14 protein-coding genes are annotated in these 16,500 nt (G+C 44.2%); all 14 read right to left on the bottom strand.

Translation table 11 applies throughout. The features are described 5' to 3' along the window. Window positions 1-16 precede the first annotated feature (16 nt). Window positions 17-625 (bottom strand): sugar transferase, encoded by a 609-nt coding sequence (locus HYT76_03725; protein MBI2082657.1) that lies wholly within the window; start codon window positions 623-625, stop codon window positions 17-19. After that, window positions 625-1,662, bottom strand: coding sequence for an NAD-dependent epimerase/dehydratase family protein (locus tag HYT76_03730; protein MBI2082658.1), 1,038 nt, complete (start codon window positions 1,660-1,662; stop codon window positions 625-627). The genes HYT76_03725 and HYT76_03730 overlap by 1 nt, the downstream gene beginning before the upstream one ends. A 74-nt stretch (window positions 1,663-1,736) precedes the next feature. Next, window positions 1,737-2,501, bottom strand: a complete 765-nt coding sequence (locus HYT76_03735; protein MBI2082659.1) for a WecB/TagA/CpsF family glycosyltransferase — start codon at window positions 2,499-2,501, stop codon at window positions 1,737-1,739. Next, the gene (locus tag HYT76_03740; GenBank protein MBI2082660.1) at window positions 2,498-3,262 is read right to left on the bottom strand and encodes a hypothetical protein; all 765 of its coding nucleotides are present in this window, start codon (window positions 3,260-3,262) and stop codon (window positions 2,498-2,500) included. The genes HYT76_03735 and HYT76_03740 overlap by 4 nt, the downstream gene beginning before the upstream one ends. Then, window positions 3,225-4,460, bottom strand: coding sequence for a terpene cyclase/mutase family protein (locus tag HYT76_03745; protein ID MBI2082661.1), 1,236 nt, complete (start codon window positions 4,458-4,460; stop codon window positions 3,225-3,227). Before HYT76_03745 ends, HYT76_03740 begins: the two co-directional genes overlap by 38 nt. Further along, window positions 4,460-6,637, bottom strand: coding sequence for a bi-domain-containing oxidoreductase (locus tag HYT76_03750; protein MBI2082662.1), 2,178 nt, complete (start codon window positions 6,635-6,637; stop codon window positions 4,460-4,462). Before HYT76_03750 ends, HYT76_03745 begins: the two co-directional genes overlap by 1 nt. After that, on the bottom strand, window positions 6,634-7,704 hold the full coding sequence (locus HYT76_03755; protein MBI2082663.1) for a hypothetical protein: 1,071 nt from the start codon (window positions 7,702-7,704) through the stop codon (window positions 6,634-6,636). Before HYT76_03755 ends, HYT76_03750 begins: the two co-directional genes overlap by 4 nt. 27 nt (window positions 7,705-7,731) lie before the next feature. Further along, window positions 7,732-9,198: a B12-binding domain-containing radical SAM protein gene (locus tag HYT76_03760; GenBank protein MBI2082664.1), complete on the bottom strand. Its 1,467-nt coding sequence runs from the start codon at window positions 9,196-9,198 to the stop codon at window positions 7,732-7,734. 15 nt (window positions 9,199-9,213) lie between these two features. Then, window positions 9,214-10,434, bottom strand: a complete 1,221-nt coding sequence (locus HYT76_03765; GenBank protein MBI2082665.1) for a glycosyltransferase family 9 protein — start codon at window positions 10,432-10,434, stop codon at window positions 9,214-9,216. Then, the gene (locus tag HYT76_03770; protein MBI2082666.1) at window positions 10,431-11,615 is read right to left on the bottom strand and encodes a CDP-glycerol glycerophosphotransferase family protein; all 1,185 of its coding nucleotides are present in this window, start codon (window positions 11,613-11,615) and stop codon (window positions 10,431-10,433) included. Before HYT76_03770 ends, HYT76_03765 begins: the two co-directional genes overlap by 4 nt. Window positions 11,616-11,875: 260 nt before the next feature. Continuing rightward, window positions 11,876-12,679 carry an FkbM family methyltransferase gene (locus tag HYT76_03775; protein MBI2082667.1) on the bottom strand — a complete coding sequence of 268 codons (804 nt, stop codon included), beginning with the start codon at window positions 12,677-12,679 and terminating at the stop codon, window positions 11,876-11,878. Between the two features lie 181 nt (window positions 12,680-12,860). Further along, complete coding sequence (locus HYT76_03780) at window positions 12,861-14,057, bottom strand: radical SAM protein (protein MBI2082668.1); 1,197 nt, start codon at window positions 14,055-14,057, stop codon at window positions 12,861-12,863. Further along, window positions 14,048-15,073: a Gfo/Idh/MocA family oxidoreductase gene (locus HYT76_03785; protein ID MBI2082669.1), complete on the bottom strand. Its 1,026-nt coding sequence runs from the start codon at window positions 15,071-15,073 to the stop codon at window positions 14,048-14,050. The genes HYT76_03780 and HYT76_03785 overlap by 10 nt, the downstream gene beginning before the upstream one ends. Window positions 15,074-15,084: 11 nt before the next feature. Beyond that, the gene (locus HYT76_03790) at window positions 15,085-16,500 is read right to left on the bottom strand and encodes a CDP-glycerol glycerophosphotransferase family protein (GenBank protein MBI2082670.1); all 1,416 of its coding nucleotides are present in this window, start codon (window positions 16,498-16,500) and stop codon (window positions 15,085-15,087) included.

The following is a 16,500-nucleotide window of genomic DNA, read 5'->3' on the forward strand; positions in this document are numbered from 1 at the left end:
TCCTTCTTACTTATTTTTAAGATGCGCCGCGACCCGAGATGACTGTCGGAATAGTTTTGAGTAAAATTTTAAAGTCTAAAAGAAGCGACCAATTGTCAATATATTCGAGATCCAATTTAGCCCAATCGGAAAAATTCGAAATATCATTGCGACCATTGACCTGCCAAAGGCAGGTCATTCCAGGCGTGACGGAAAGTTTCCTTTTTTGCCATTCTTCGAATTGCGAGAATTCTTCTTGAGAGGGAGGGCGAGGACCGACAAGGCTCATATCTCCCGTCAGGACACTCCAAATTTGTGGGATTTCGTCCAAGCTATATTTTCTGAGGCACCGGCCCAGCTTTGTCACGCGTGGGTCATCTTTAATTTTGAAAGCGGGACCGTTCATTTCATTATAGGCTAGCAATGATTCCTTCATCTGATCTGCATTCACCACCATCGTTCTAAATTTATACCCTGTAAATGGCTTCCCATTTTTACCCAAAACGTTCCAACGGTAAAAAACAGGGCGTCCCGAGGTCATCAGAATTAATAGCATGACAAGCAAAAAAAATGGCGACAAGAGAACAAGGAGGCAAAAGGAAGCGACAAGGTCAAACAGCCTCTTAAGAATTCGAGTTGTACTCATTAGGAAATGACACTTCTTACTGCAGAGGACATTCCTGGTGCAAAACTCGAAGATTTGTGGATCAGGTCCCAGTTTTCCCTAAACCATTGTACTGTCTTTTCAAGACCAACGTCGAAATTCGTTTTAGGCTCATAGCCCAGTAATTCCCTTGCCTTATCGACGGAGGCCAAAATCCGCTTCTTCGTATCCCATTTGCGTCGTTCAGCAAAAACGATTTTAGATTTAGATCGTGTTAATTCGATTACCTGACTGGCCAAATCGGCGATTTTGATCTCTCGTCCCGAGGCAAGGTTAAAGGCCTCCCCGACCGCTTTCTCTAAAGACCCGCAACGTAAAAGACCATCCACAATATCTCCCACAAAAGTGAAATCGCGTGTTTCATCACCTGTCCCCGTGATCGGGATATCCTTCCCTTGAAGTGCCCAATAAACAAAATTGGGGATCACGTTTCGATATTGACCAGGAACCTCTCCGGGTCCATACGAGTTAAAAAAACGTGCCCGAACAGTCTCCATCTCGTAATGATTAGAGAAAAAGTTGCAGTATAGCTCACCAAGCATTTTCGTTATCTGATAAGGGCTGCTGAGAGAAAGAGAGGAAAAGTCTTCCTTGAGTGGAAGGGGAGTGGAGCTTCCATAGATCGAGCAGCCTGAAGAGGCATAGATAAACCTCTTTGCCTTTGTCAGTCGTGCGTATTCAAGTAGCTTGAGGGTGCCGACACCATTCACATCCAGATCAGATTCGGGATGATCAATGGAGTTTTGATTCGCAAAGAAGGCGGCCAGGTGAAAAATGACCTCCGGTTCTTCCAAAAAGACCCTCTTCAGTTTCACCTCATCCCGAATATCCCCCTCCACAAAGAGGACGTTAGGAAGTGATGGGATGTTCCAACGGGGGCTTGCGCAAAGATTATCGAGTATAATAATTTTTTTTGCCTTAAGAGAGGCAAGGGTTTTGCAGAGGTTGCTTCCAATAGCCCCAGCTCCACCAGAGACAAGAATCGTCTTGTTCGCAAAATATTTACTATAATCCGACATAGGACCTCTCTTTCGTGAATTTTTTCAGGGTTGTATCGCTAAAGGGATCTACAGGTCAATACTCAATACGGTAGTTACAATGGTCTGCCCAGCAAGGCATATTTCTTCCAGAATTCAACAAAGAAGAGTCTTAAAAAGACAAGATTAGTTGTCAGATATCTCTTCCACATCCGCCTTGGTTCCTGGACCAATCGATAGAACCACTCGAGGCATAGAACAGTCATCCAGTGAGGAGCTTGTTTGCAAAGCCCAGCGACAATGTCAAAACTGCCTCCGACACCGAGAGAAACCGGGACACCCATTTTATTTAAATTCTCCGCAACAAATTTTTCCTTTTGGGGAGTTGGCATCGCGACAAACAGGATATCCGGTTTTGTATTCGAGATCTCTTGAACAATCCCGGGCACTTCTTCCTGTTTAAAATAACCATTACGATAACCAATAATCTGGATACCTGGATATTTAAGTCGGGTATTCTCAACAGCTTTCTTGACGGCTTCTTCTTTAGCCCCAAAAAAGTAGAACCGGTAACCCTTCTTTGGCCCTTCTTCCAGGAGTTTCAGAAAGACACGAAAGGCGGCGACATTCTCCTTGCAGGGTTTGCCGAGTATCTGTGAGGCATAGTAGATTGCCATTCCGTCGACCAAAAGCAGGTCGCAACGGTCGTACACCTCCTTTAGGAAGGGGTTTTTTCGTGCCCAGACGGTGAGGGCGACATTGGGAGTAAAAATCATATGAGGCTTTTTTGAATGAACGAGCTCATCTATCTTTTCCAAAGTCTCCTCGAGATTGAGGTTGTCAAATTCCAAACCGAACAATCTATTTTTGCCTTGGTTCATTGATTTGATCCCATTAATTTCAATCGCTCTGACATCTTCTCTTGAAAAAATTTATTCATACGAAAATATTGTTTTCCGTCGTTTGGGGCCTGGCACAACCTTTCCACTTTGTCATTTTCAATTTCCTCAACAATCCTGGACAGTTCGTTAGTGACAGTCTGACGACAACGTTCTCGTATCAATGCTAAGGTAAAACATCCATTCAGATCTACGATCTTTCTTGAAAGGATATCGCCCGTATCGACACCAGGATCCACAGAGTGGATTGTGATGCCAATTGGTTTATTCTTCACGATTGACCATTCAATGGTATCCATCCCTCGAATCTCGGGCAATAGACCAAAGTGCCCATTAAGAACACCTTTCTCTGATTTCTGCAATATGTAGGGCTTCATAATTTGTGTCCCTGCCAAGATCATCAGCGAGGGCGATAATTTTTTAAACAAACGTTCTGAGCGACGACTGTTGAGATTTTTAGTAAAATAAACCGGAATTCGCTTTTCCTTGGCAAAATCCTTGAGCAATTTTCCTCCATAACCAGGGTCTTCTGTTCCCCCGAGCATTTTCTTCTTGGTAAGGTAAACCTTGAGCAAGTCGTGGAGTCCGTACTTTGCTAAACCCGCTTTGAAATGATGCCAAAAAGAGCTGTCTCCATAGACGATAAACAGGGTGTGACCTTTTTGGAGAAGTTTCTCGATGAGATGCCTTTTCCAATGTAGACGATCAGCTCTTGGGTAGCGGCTGAGGATGGCTATTTTCATAATCACTGATGATTGTCTTACGCATCATCAAAGCGTCAGCAAAAAATTTTGCTGCCCAATTGGGAAATTGGATCGGTGCGTAACGGCCGTAGAGAGGGAAAGAACCCTTGATCGCTCCTCGGATTTCCGGGATATCAGAATTGATATCCTGGAAACAGGCTAGATAATCGATCGCATTCAAGGCGGCATTCATATAACGTTCATCTCCCATGATAAGATAAAGACGAAACCATATCATGGCAAACTGTGCAATTCCTGTCAGGCAATCAAAAGAATAAATAAAATATTTTATTTCCTTCCAGTTTGGATTGAACTGCGCTGGCAAGCGTCGAGAAATTTCGAATATTTTCATGACCTTATCAGCTGTTTTCAGGACAGAGTGCAGGTAACGTTCGTCCCTCAGATGTTGGTAGCCCGCCTGTAGCCCTTCGAGGGTATAGGCTATAGAGTGAGTGATCGGATAGGGACGTTTCTTGAAAAAGAAACATCTCTCGAACCATCCGTTTTCTCTTTGACATGTGAGGACCCAATCCAATTTCTTTCGAGCAGATTCGCGATAAACCTCGTCATGTACGAGCTCATAGAATTCCAGAAGAATCCATGCACAACGACTGTGATAAGTATGAGGAATAAAATCCAACGAAACTTTTCCCCACGTACCATCTTTTTCTTGGTTGTTCACAAGAAAGTCGGCTGCCTTCTTTGCTGCCTGGAGGTATGTGTCCTTCTTGAGGAGCTTATAACTTGCGATAAATCCCTCAAGAACCATCGCGGTGTCAAAAACTTCTGGATAGGGGATCTTTTTGCCATGCTCATCACGCGCAATTTTCCGACCCACCTCGCCGCCGTAAATGGCTCCATTGGGTAATTGCACCTGAATGAGCCAGTTTGTTAATTCTTCGATCGTTGATTCAAGATCATGTCGTCCAGTTAAGTTAATGTAATCTATCAGGGTCGGGATAAGATAACCTGTCGTCTCAGGGAAGGGAGGAAGCCATCCAAAGAGTAGATGGAAGCCTTTGGAGGAACCATTTCCTTTCGTTGCCCGAATGCTCCTCAACAGCCACTCAATGGCTTCGTCCAGTCGTTTGTCATGGTGAAGGGGTGTCCCATTGGTTTCCCTCGGTGGCAGAAGAGACGAGAGGAAATCTTTTGTAACCAATTGGAAAAGAAGTTTTGTTTGAGATAAGCGGTTCATTAGAGGATAGCCGGGTTTAGAATTTCGTCCAGATTGATCGGAATCGGTTTGTTTTCACGTAACGCCTCTTCTATTTTAAAGGTAGTCAAACTTGTTGCGACGAGGTCCTCCAAAGGAATCGGGAGAGGGCCATTTTCTCTAAAAGTCTTCAAGACAAGTTTGATTTCTTCCTCGTAGCCCATGTTGCGTGCCCATTTTCGCATTCGTCTTGATTTCCCTCCATGGGTTATCGAGGCTTGTTTAAAGTTATCGATGACAGCCACGCTATTCCTTCCAAAGATTTCTATTCTTTCACGGGGGAAGCTGGCATCACTATTAATGATGTAGGAGATACTTCCAACAGAGCCATTCTCAAAACAAATAGTGGCAAGCAAATTAGTCCTTTTCTCCGTGGGTGTTGCACCGAAAGTCTTTGCGTAGACAGAAGTTGGTTTGGAGGATGAGAAATAGATCAAAAGGTCTACAAAATGGCAAACCTCTGCCAGTGTCATCCCACCTCCCTGCTTCCGGTCAAGGAGCCAATGGTTATCAGGCATTGCACCGACATTGATACGATAGTTTAGCATGAGTGGACCTGCGACGGTTTTAAGATGAGACTTTATCCAAGTAGATAAAGGAGAGTATCGTCGATTATAACCTACACATAGCACCGCTGGATGCTTTTCCCAGGTTTTGACAATCCCTGTTAATTCTTCCTTTGTCAGCGCAAGTGGTTTCTCGACGAACACATGTTTGTTTTGATTGAGGGCATTTTCTACGAGCTGAGCATGAGAGTCATGTCTTGAAGTAATGAAGACGCCGTTTATTTCCTGCGAGTTCATAATGTCTTCAACATTGCAAGTGGCTTTCATAAAGCCAAATTTGCGCTGTGCATTATGGGAAGATGTCGATGTGGAATTGGAAACAGTATGGAGAGAGATTTCATCATTCTTTTTTAAAAGAGGCAGAAGGTACGCTTGGGCAAAGTTGCCTGCTCCAATCCAACCGATACAAGGTTTTTCTCCTTTTTTAGAGACTATTCTTTTGTGATTCAGAGCGCTAGAGGGGGGTAAAACAACCTTCCGTTCATATTCGAAAATAGCCCCTAAGATAGATGATGATTGAGAAAGAGATTCATAGGCCTGTTTGGATTCTTCAATTCTAAAACGATGTGTAATCAGCGGTTCAGGATCCAACTTTCCGGTCTGAATAAGATTAATAGCCTCCTGAATATTTCGACCGCTTGTCCAACGGACGTAACTAAACGGATAATCATGGCCATGGATGGTATACTCTGGATCATAATATCCAGGGCCAAATGAACGGGCCATCTTCAGTGTGAGTTCCTTTTCCCAATAATCTTTACGCGGGAATTCGGTTGGGATGACTCCTGCAACTATGACCTTCCCTTTTTCTCTGCAGTATTTTCCGGCTTGTATCAAAGGGGCTTTATCTTCTGATGAGGCCATAACGAGAACCGCATCGACACCGTACCCACCAGAAAAATCTTGAACCTGTTCGACAGATTTTTCAGAGCTTAAGCAGACCCTTTCTGCACCAGCTGTGATGGCACGCCGACAGCGATCCTCGTCTATATCGATACCAATGACATGACAACCCGATGCATTGAGGATCTGCGTGGTCAGCAGGCCTAACAAGCCAAGTCCAATGACGGCGACCTTGTCTCCAATAGAACATTCTGATTGGCGGACCGCTTGGAGTGCAATTGCGATGAGGGGAGCGAAAGCTGCGTGTTCAAATTTCATGTTTGTGGGAATGAGGTGACAAAGAAATTGAGGCGCCCACACGACTTCCGCATGACTTCCGATGCCTTCGCCGGCACAGACGACGCTATCTCCTTCTTTGAACCCGGTTACTTCTTGCCCAACATAAATCACGGTTCCTGAGGAACAATATCCAAGGGGATAGAGGGTATCCAAACGGGTCATGACCTTTTTAAAAGTTGCTATGGGTCCTTCTTGACGAAGGGTTTGTAAAACTTGTTTTAACTGTTCCGGTCTTTGACGGGCTTTTTGAAAAAAATTGCTTTTGGCCAGCTGAACCGTACCTCTTTCTGTTCCCGGGCTGATGACCGAGCAGTTATTAGCGACAAGGACACCATTCTCTTTACAAAATGGAATAGGGACTTCCTCTGTAGAAACGTCACCGTTTAAGTAATTTATCAGGACCTGCTTCATTTTTTTTCGAAATCTGATTCGTGATCTTTGTGTATAAATTGGAATCGACGAGGATCAAGCCCAATCTGAGAGGGATTTGACCAAACTTCCCAAGATTCTTCAGCCAATCCCGATCTAATCAAGGTTCCCTGAGAGGAGGCTTCTTTTGCAAGCCATTGCATATTCTTTTGAAGATTCTTGGATAAAAGGGCCAGCATATTAGTCACGAGGATCAGCGGAACAGGTTTTTGGTTTTTTGATTCAAATTGAGAGCGAACAGCCGTCTGGAAAAAGTTGGGGGTGTTGTCGAGTTTTAGGGGAATTCCCTGGCGTCTTCTCTTCCAGTTGTATCGGGGACCCAAATTTCCCACTTTCCACAAATCCCCAAGGGTCGCTTTGACTCGAGCCCATTGGTTTTTCACAATAGTGCATGGAACCTCCAGGATGTTCAGGGCCGGCTCATTAGGATAGGCGGTAGGTCTTCTATAATCAAAGGTAGAGGGGTGATAAGGGATCTTTGGTGAAATCTCCCAATCGCAGGCACCTACTTCGGGCTTATGACGTTTATGAGAGATGGTATATAATCCAGGGACTGCAGAAAGATCAATCTTAACCCCAAGAGAGGCAAGCTGCTTCATTGAAGCCTGTGTCAGGCCATTCCAACCAAAGTAGGAGGTTTGCGGAGAGGTAAGTGTGTTCTTAAAAGCCTCATGAGATTGAGACATGAGCTCAATCAAATCCCCTGAATCGTCTTGAGACCACTCTCCATTTGTTAGATTCGTTGGATAAAAGAGCCAGCCGATTTCATCACCAGAATCCTTCACTTGCTTCCAGAGTTTTTCAAACTTCTTGAGAGGCCATGCTGAGTCGCCATGAGTCATTTCCACATGACGATCTGTACGGATGAGCCAGGTAAATTTAAATTGGAAGCCCATTTCTTCCCCAATCATTCTTTTCAATTGAAGAGCTGACTGAATACACTTCTCCGTGGAGTTCCAATATCGACTATCCTCTCCGGGACTTGAGAGGCGTCCGTTAGATACAGGATCACACAAGAAACAGGCAATAATATAATGTGAGGGATTCATGCCTTACGAATTAATTAATACCTTAGTTTAGGCAGCTGATTCAAGTCGAGGCAAATAAGTATCGCTTGTTTTTGCTGCGTCACCACCGCTGAACTTCCGGAGGACAATATAAAGAAACCGCTTGAGCCATGTAGGCATCTTGGTCCGAAACTTAACAAAGAGTTCGTAATTTGTATCCAGGAGTAAAAGTATGAAGGCCTCCAAGGGCTTTGTCTTTCTCATCACGCGGAAGCGAAACAGCTTCTTTTGCCAAACGATTTCTCGTGGCGTCATATAGGGATATTTCATAATTGACGTGAGCTTGTGCGAAACCGGCATAATGTCCGTTGTCATCCAGCCCTGATCACGTGACAGGGTGTGGAGATCCGTCCCCTGGTAAGGCTGAAAAATAGAGACCTGAAGATAGTCTGGCTCGCATTCACGATTAACCTTAATCGTCTCCCAAATGTCTCTTTCGGTTTCATAGGGCGATCCGACGATATTATACGAATTCGTCTTAAGTTTGAATTTCTTTGCCGCCTTGAAAGTTCGGATAATATGCTCATTGCTCATATCACGACGCATTAGTGAGCGCCTCAAGGTCTGACTGCCTGTCTCAATACCCATGTTAAGACCACTACACCCCGCCTTTGCAAGCATCTCCGCCATCTTTTCATCCATCGCCTCGACACGTCCATTGCAGATGAATGGGATTCCACATTCCTTCGGAAATTTTTCTGAGAATTCTGCAATGAATGGTTTGGCGAGGGCGAAGACGTCATCTTGAAAGCTGACCATTTTAACGCGACCCTTGTATTTTTCCTGAAGATACTTGACCTCAGCGATGATGTTATCAACGCTTCTAAAACGAACTTGTTTCCTCGATTCCTCGTTAATTTCATGAAGCTTTGGGATAATGCAGTACGTGCATTTGTAGGGGCAGCCTCGTCCCGCTATCATATCAAGATTTCCACCTGAGGTGTTGATATAGGTCTCCATGTTCCAAAGGTCACGATCAGGGAAGGGAAGTTTGTCAAGATTCATTTCCAAGAGTGAGACACAATTCGAAACGATCTCCCCATTTTCCTTTTTAAACCAGAAATTAGGGGTGTCATAATAATCGCGCTCGTTCTGCATATGATCAAGAAGTTGGCGAACAGACTCCTCTGCTTCTCCAACGCAGGCCATGTCCACTTCGTCATATTGGAGGGAATCTTTTGGTGCGACAGTCGCATGAGAAGCTCCGAACATGATCTTGATTGATTTGTCTAAGCGCTTAATGGCACGAGCAATTTCCAACGAAAACATGAGGTCACCACTTGTCAGTGAAAACCCGACAAGATGAGGCTTGAATTCCTCACATTTGTTAATACAATCTTGAACGGTTCCCCCCCATGTATAATCGATGAGTGCCGTTTCGTGACCAAACTGCTTAACGTACGAAGAAATATAGGATAATCCAAGAGAAACATTCTCCTGATGAATCTGATTTGGGTAAACAAAAAGTAATCTCATGTCTCCTCCTTGAGGTTATAAGTGCCTAGGCAAAGGTATAACAGCTTCATTTAAAAAAGCGAGTTTTTTTAAATAACTTTCTTCATATCTCTGCCTTTCCACCAAAAGGGTGGATGATGAGGCAAACTGATGATTGGAGGGTGAAAGATCGAAGATTTTCTGTTTGCCTTCGCTTCTTAAGATCTTGAGAGAGATTTTAGCGACCTGAACGGGATCAAGCTGTGTGAGACAGCTTCGCTCAGGGCAAACATTTGAAAAACCGGTATCGAAACAAGGACTACAGGGGAGATCGACCCTGACGGAGTATCCTTTTTCTCCAAAGGGGCCTGTTTGACGAGGATTCGTTGGACCTATCACGGCAAGCGTCTTGACCCCTTTTGAGGCAGCGAGATGGATCAAAGATGAGTCGTTTCCTATAAAAAGATGTAATTTCTCAAACAGAAGAGAGCATTCAGTCAGGGAAATATTTGAAACAACTGTAGACCGATCAGGTATCTGGTTCGTAATGCTTTTAAGAATTTCTTCCTCCGGAGGAGTTCCAAAAATTAGGAAATGGGCATCAATTTCTTTAGATAATTCAAGCGCGACTTGAGAAAATTTTTCCGTTCCCCATCTCCTGGTTTTATTCCAGAGAAGATTTCCACCGGGATGAATTCCGATCAGGATCTGATCTTTTGGCAGCGGCAATAAATTTCCCCCGCCATTGGAAGAGGTTTCTAAAATAAAAGGGAGCGACGACTCAGATATTTTTACTCCGGATGCCCTGAGCAGGTCAAGATTTCTATCAACAAAATGATCCTTCCGTCTGAAAGGGATTATTCTTAAGAATTTCAGGATTTTTATCCGATTCCACCAGGTTGGCCCAATGTGAATAAATGTCTTTTGAGCACCCAAGAAGCAGGAGAGCAGCATCTTTTTTGATGTTGTTACCGCAAATGGCCAAAAACAGAGGCCATATTTTTCCCGGCGTATTTTGAGAAGGCAACTGAAAAGCTCGAAGAAATTCTTCCAGAGAGGTTTCCTCTTGTTCGAAGGGAGCCATTTTTGCCAGGGGAAAACGATAATCTTGTCAATTCTTTTTTCTTTTTTTAGTAAGTCGTCACATCCGTTGGGTGGTGTCAGAAGATGAATTTTCGAGAGGGGATAATTTTTTTTCAACACGTGAAGCGAGGGGAGGAAAAAGAGTGAATCTCCGATGCCACACAAGGCGCAGATAAGTATTTTTTCTGTTTTCATGATGAGGAACTTCTCGACTCGTCTAGAAAAGATTGAACCTGTTCAGCCATGCGTCTCCCTGACTGTCCATCTAGAAAGGTTGCTTGCTCAAGAATCATCTTCTTTCGCTCATTTTCATTCAGTCGAGGATTTTTAAGAAATTGATTAATAGCACTGATTAATTCAGTCTTGTTTTCCACAAGGCGTATACCCCCAGACTTTACGAGTGGTTGGTAATGAGTATAGTCGTAAAATCGTCGTACCGACTCTAAATAAGGTTTTTGATCTTGGCCATCAAAGGCGATACAAATAGTCGGCTTGCCAAAAATAGCGGCATCGAGGCTGACGGTTGACCAAACGTTAATAACGAGATCAGCTGCGAAAAGAAGTTCTGCAAAGTGTTCGGTGTCTCCGTTGCCATTTTGCCAACCTGACGAATTGGATAACGCTGCATAAGCAATACTGGGTTGATCGAAGAGGACATCAGGACGATCCTGAGCCATTTTCTGGATTGATGATGTATCATGCCCCGGATGGTTGCGAATCATGAGATAGGATGGCATCTGAATGTCTCTTTGGTCAAACGCTTCAAGAAGAATTGAGATAATCTCGTCTTGATGGGGGAGGACAACAGGATTGCCGGCGGCATAAAGGATCAATTTCTTCGAAGGATCAAGATGATATCGTGCGAAAAAGCTCTCTCTCGACCTTGTCCCATTGCGAATATAAGAATCAAACTGGGGGATGCCAGAAATAGAGATATCATTTGGCGAATATCCATAAAATCGGATCAGCTGATCTTTTAGAATTTCATTCCATACCAGGATTTTGTTAAAGCGGACAGGGAACGTACGGCCGCAGCGCGGCTTTTTGGAGCCAACTCCCGCCATCCCTGTTTTTGTTGTGAGTGTATCCCAGCTGTGGATACCTACGATGATTGGAACGTTTTGCTTCTTAGCAAAGCAAGCAAGGAAGATTTCTTGTAAGGCTATAGAATGCGTTAGCATAATCGCATCAGGGGAATATTGCTGAAAGAGCTGGGTGTAGTAACGACTGCGAGTCATCCAGAGCTGTAGAGAATGAAGCAAAGCAAGGAAACGAGGACGGGCAAAAAACCAGCCGAAGATCATTCGTATTTGGTAAATCCAAGGATTCGTCCTGCGAAGAGATTTCTTCATCAAATCAAGAGAGACAATGTTCATTCGTTGCGTGAAATAATAGGACTCTAGGCAATCAAGTATCTTCCGAAAAACTTTATAGAATAAGGAATAGTCGGATTGGGGCATTTCGATAGAGACATGAGACCCATGAAACTCTTTGCGGAAAGAGGGGTCGTTAGCCAATGGAGTCAGAACAACAAGCCGAACTTTGCTTCTGAGGATCGCGAACATGTCCGATCTTAGATAGTTTCTGGCGGACATCCCATAAGGTAAACTTAAGAAGAGAGTTTTCATGTTGCTCTTTAGTGTCGAGAAAGAAACTTCGGATCGAGGAGCTTTGGATTGATCTGCTCCGGAAGAATAAAGAACACATTCATTTTATTATAGTATTTACAGTTTTCGCGAGGTCTCAGAAGGCGACCCCGGCGGTCAGGATAAGAGGCGACATAACCGAAAGGTTGCAACCGGTCATGGATGATACCCTCTTTTTTGTTTGAACATTCGATAATCAATGCCTTCGGTCTCCAACCGTTCGTATTTAAAAGACTCAGCATTCCCTCGACAACCTCGACTTCATATCCTTCAACGTCAATTTTGACGACGGTGTCTTCAGCAAGTGTGAGAAAAGTATCTTTCTTTAAGTGAAGGAGAAGAGACGACATGTCCTTGGTCTCAACCTGAATTTCGGTTTTTACGGAGAATTTTCTCTGAATAAGATCCTTAGAAAAGGAACGGTTTCGGTCGACATAGCGTTCCCAGCGTTGCAGACTTCCGCCGCCGTCATTCAGAGGATTTCTATGAAAAGTGGCGGTACCCGTCTGATTGGAGATACCAATGTTTAAGGCCAAAATATTATCAAATCTATTTTCCTGAAGATTCCTTTTTAAAGATTCATAATTTCGGGGATCTGCTTCTAAGGAAAGAACCTTACCTGTCGGCCCAACCAGGGAAGAGGTGGCCAACGAATAGTAACCGTGATGAGCCCCAACATCGATAAAACAATCACCCGGATTTAAAATTAAAGGTAGCTTAAGGGTAATTTCGGGTTCGTAAATTTTCGAAAAATAGAGATGTCTTTGGCTTTTTTCATTGAGGTTTAGGCGCATGCTAAATTGCTCAAAAAATCTTCTCTGGGTCAAAAAAGGGCGTTGATTTGGTTTTCGATAGGGATGAGTCAATCTAAGAATGAATGCCCCCAACCAATGTCCTAAAGGGAAAGGGAGGCGAACAATGAAAAAGAGAACAAGTGTACTCAGATGCTTTTTGAAAAACTGAAAAAACATTTCCTTAGAGGCAGTAACCGTCACATTTGGAACAAGGATAAAGACTATTTTTGAGACCCTCTAGATGTTTTTGCCGATAAGAATTCATGACTTCTCCTTGCCAAATCGAAGCGATCGTCGTTTCCCCCGAAATCCTTCCTGGAGAGAGGAGGCTTTTATAGTCTGAATCACAGGGGTTTATTTGGCCATCCCACCATACGTAGAGCCTTTCCCAGAAAAGACTGCATGGATCTGTTGATTCAACAAGGTCCAGATTATAGATGTCGAGCCGTTGCATACCTCCTTTGACAGCGAATTCATCAACAAGATCACTCCAAAAAGCATGTGCCTTCTCTGTATCTTGCTGTGGGTTAATGAGGACCATTGAAATTCGCGTTCTCACCCGCGAGTGCGGAAATTCGTTGGCTCGGATCTGATTAAATTGGCGAATGTTTGATACAATCTGATTAAAATCAGCACCAATTCGAATCGCTTCGAATTCCTCTTTATGACTCGAGTCGACCGAAAAAATGAGCACATTAGGTTCGATTTCAAGAAGCTTTCTAGCCCGTTCGGCCGTTAGCTTGGTGGCGTTTGTGTTGATCTTGATATCCAAAATCCCTTTTTTCTTGGTATAAGCAACCATTTCCGTGAAGCGCGGATGAAGAAGAGGTTCTCCTCGGCTGGCAAGAACGACTGAGGCGCAATGTGCCTCTGCAGCTTCGTCGATGATTCGCTGATAGAGGTTGAAGTCCATCAAGCCCATTTGCTTCTTATCTCGAGTAAACGTTTCATCGGCTTGGAAGCACATCACACATCGGAGATTACAAATGCTTGTAGGCTCCACTGCGAGGACAATAGGGAACGAATTCAGCTTTCGTTCTCGAGGGTAGTTTTTAAATTTATATCGGTAAACCAGATAACGCAGGACATCGAAATCCGAATCGTACTGACCGGCATTAAGAATCTCAGTTGAAGAGAAGGTAGTTGGTTTGTCCAGAGGAGAGCGACCTTCATGATTATTAGACGGGTCAATGCGCTTTAAGTATTTCGCAATCTCTTCTAGTTCCTCGAGTGTGCATTTGTAATCGCGCTCGGTCCTTTGTGCAAGTGCCTGGGCAACGATACGTTGTAGACGCGATAACAGAGGACCATGGGACTCTTGTTGATAGCGTGCGCAGGAAAAGGTGTGTTTTTTCGCGTAGTTATAATCTATCTGCATGAACCCTCCGCCTTCAGGTAGTCTTCAAAGAAGATTTTTTTTGAATTACGGTTCGCCTCCAGCGCTGCGTGCACGAAGGCAACAGCTCGTAAGCCTTCTGAATACCCAGTCTCTGGTTTTTGGCCTTCTGCAATACATCTCAGAAATTCGTCAGATTCCCCGGTTAAAAGATCGTCTTCTTCAACTTCTTGACTGTGGAGGGGAGAGGGCTTCCGATCAATGTCTCTCCCAATCCGATAATAGACACGGTTCTCAAAACCATCCCACCAGGCAATGCCTTCAGTCCCCGCCACCCACACCCTAGAGAAAGAAGGAACAATGTAGTGATTTGCGACAGAGGCTGTGGCACCCGAATTCATTTCGATGAGGTGACTTGTCGTGTCCTCCGCCTCAGTGGCCGCATAAAGTTTGTGAACCCTACTTTGGACAGTCTTAACAGAACCTCCCAGATATTCAAGCACGTCGAAGGCGTGTGTTCCTAGCATTGAAAGTGGGCCTCCAGGGCAAAGAGAGGCGTTCCAACGCCACTGATTGGGTTGAAAGTTAAATCCTCCGCCGTGAGAGAAGTGGATTTCAAAGCTCACGGGCGATCCCAATTGACCACTGGCAAGCATTTTTTTTAGAAGCCGGATGCCTTTTTTTCTTCGGTAGTTATGCCCCACCATAAAAACCTTTTGGAAGTTGGCCAGATCTTTTTGTAAGGCGAGACCTTCCTGAAGTCTTAAGACCATCGGTTTTTCGACGAAAACATGTTTTCCCGATCTGATCGCTGCTTGAATCTGTTCAAAGTGGAGAGGGGTTGGCGTTGAAATGACGACCGCTTCTACGTTGAGGTCTTCTAAAATTTCCTCAAAACTTCGGGATGGCTTGCAACCTAGATTTTTCGCCGCTTCTTCACAAACTAGCTTGTCTGGATGGAAACAACGTGAGAGCACAGCCTTAGGGTTCTTCAGGAATGATCTTGCTCTTTTTTCTCCGAAGCCTCGTACTCCCACAAGTCCAATGGATATAGTCATATTAGTTTTGCTTAGTTTGCCTGATTTATCAAAGTCTGGACAACTCGATTCGCCGCTTTCCCATCCGTACCAAATGGATCTAGAGTGCAGACAAGCTGTTTGCGATTCTCTGAATCTTGCGAGGGGTCCTCGAGATAACTCCTGATCTGTTCTTCAAGCTCAAGGGGTGATTTGGCGAGACGAACAGCCCCGCTATTCATGACCGGTTGGTAGTGAGAGAAATCATAATGCATTCGAACTGATGAATAATAGGGGGCATTTTGATATCCATCAAAACCGATACAAATAATCGGTTTGTTGAGAACTGCCGCATCCAGTGAGGTCGTTGAGGCTACGTTGATCAATATATCACAGTGATAGATTGATTCTGCGAGATCTTGTTGGTCGGACTTGTTCCAACCTCCTCGATGTCGGAATGCCGAATAAGCTGGACTTGGGTTTTGTACATAAATTTCTGGAAATCGGGATTTTAGTTCTTCGAGAAAAGACATCTTCTCTCCTGGATGAGCGCGTATCAAAAGCTGGACAGGGTCTCGAAAAGAATTGGAGCGGAGAATTTTAATCAACATTTCCAAGACCTCTTCCTGCCGAGGCATGAGATTAAGAGAGGGTAACGCAAAGAGAATTAATTTTTTGGAGGGGTCCGCCCCTATTGATTGAAAAAATGAAATTCGTGAAGAGAATGAGCCATTGCAATAATGGTCCATCTGGGGGATGCCGACAACAGAGGCCTGATTTTCTTGATAACCGTAGTAGCTTCGGAGCTCTTCTTTTTGAAGAAAGTTCCAGACAATGAGATGATCATATTGGACAGGGGGTAATCTGCCTGGTTTTCTAGAAAACGGAAGACGAAAACCTGATTTGGTCGTTAAATTATCCCAACTGTGAACCATGCCGACCAAAGGAATTCCCATCTGCTTCACACTAAAAGCTAGGGGATATTCTTCCAAGGCGAGGATATGGGTCTGAAAGACGAGATCAGGCTTCTTCTCCCTCAAGATTTTCAGGAAATGATCCTTTGTCGCAAGACATTCTTGGAGTTTCCTGAGACAGAAAACGAGGTAAGGAGAACGAACAGTGATGGCTCCGATCACGTGGCGGATAAAATAACTGAGCCGATTTTCTTCCTTGAGGGTCTGGGCGAGCAGCTGAAAGGTGTGGATCTTGCTCTTTTGTGTAAAATAGGGTCCCTCCACATAGTCGAGCAGAAAGCGGTAAGCCTTAAAAAAGATATTATAATTCTTCGGAAAATCTAGGAGATCAACACCTGGTCTTGAAAATTCGCCAAGAAAACTACGATCCTGATAAAAAGGGGTTAATAGAGTGATGTCAAAGACCCGAGTCAGTTCTTCGTAGATTTGAGAACGCAAGATATTCCGTGCGGACATTCCATAGGGGAGGCTGATCAGTATTTTTTTTCTATTCAT

The organism is Deltaproteobacteria bacterium (assembly GCA_016180845.1).
Classification (GTDB): Bacteria; UBA10199; UBA10199; order JACPAL01; family JACPAL01; genus JACPAK01.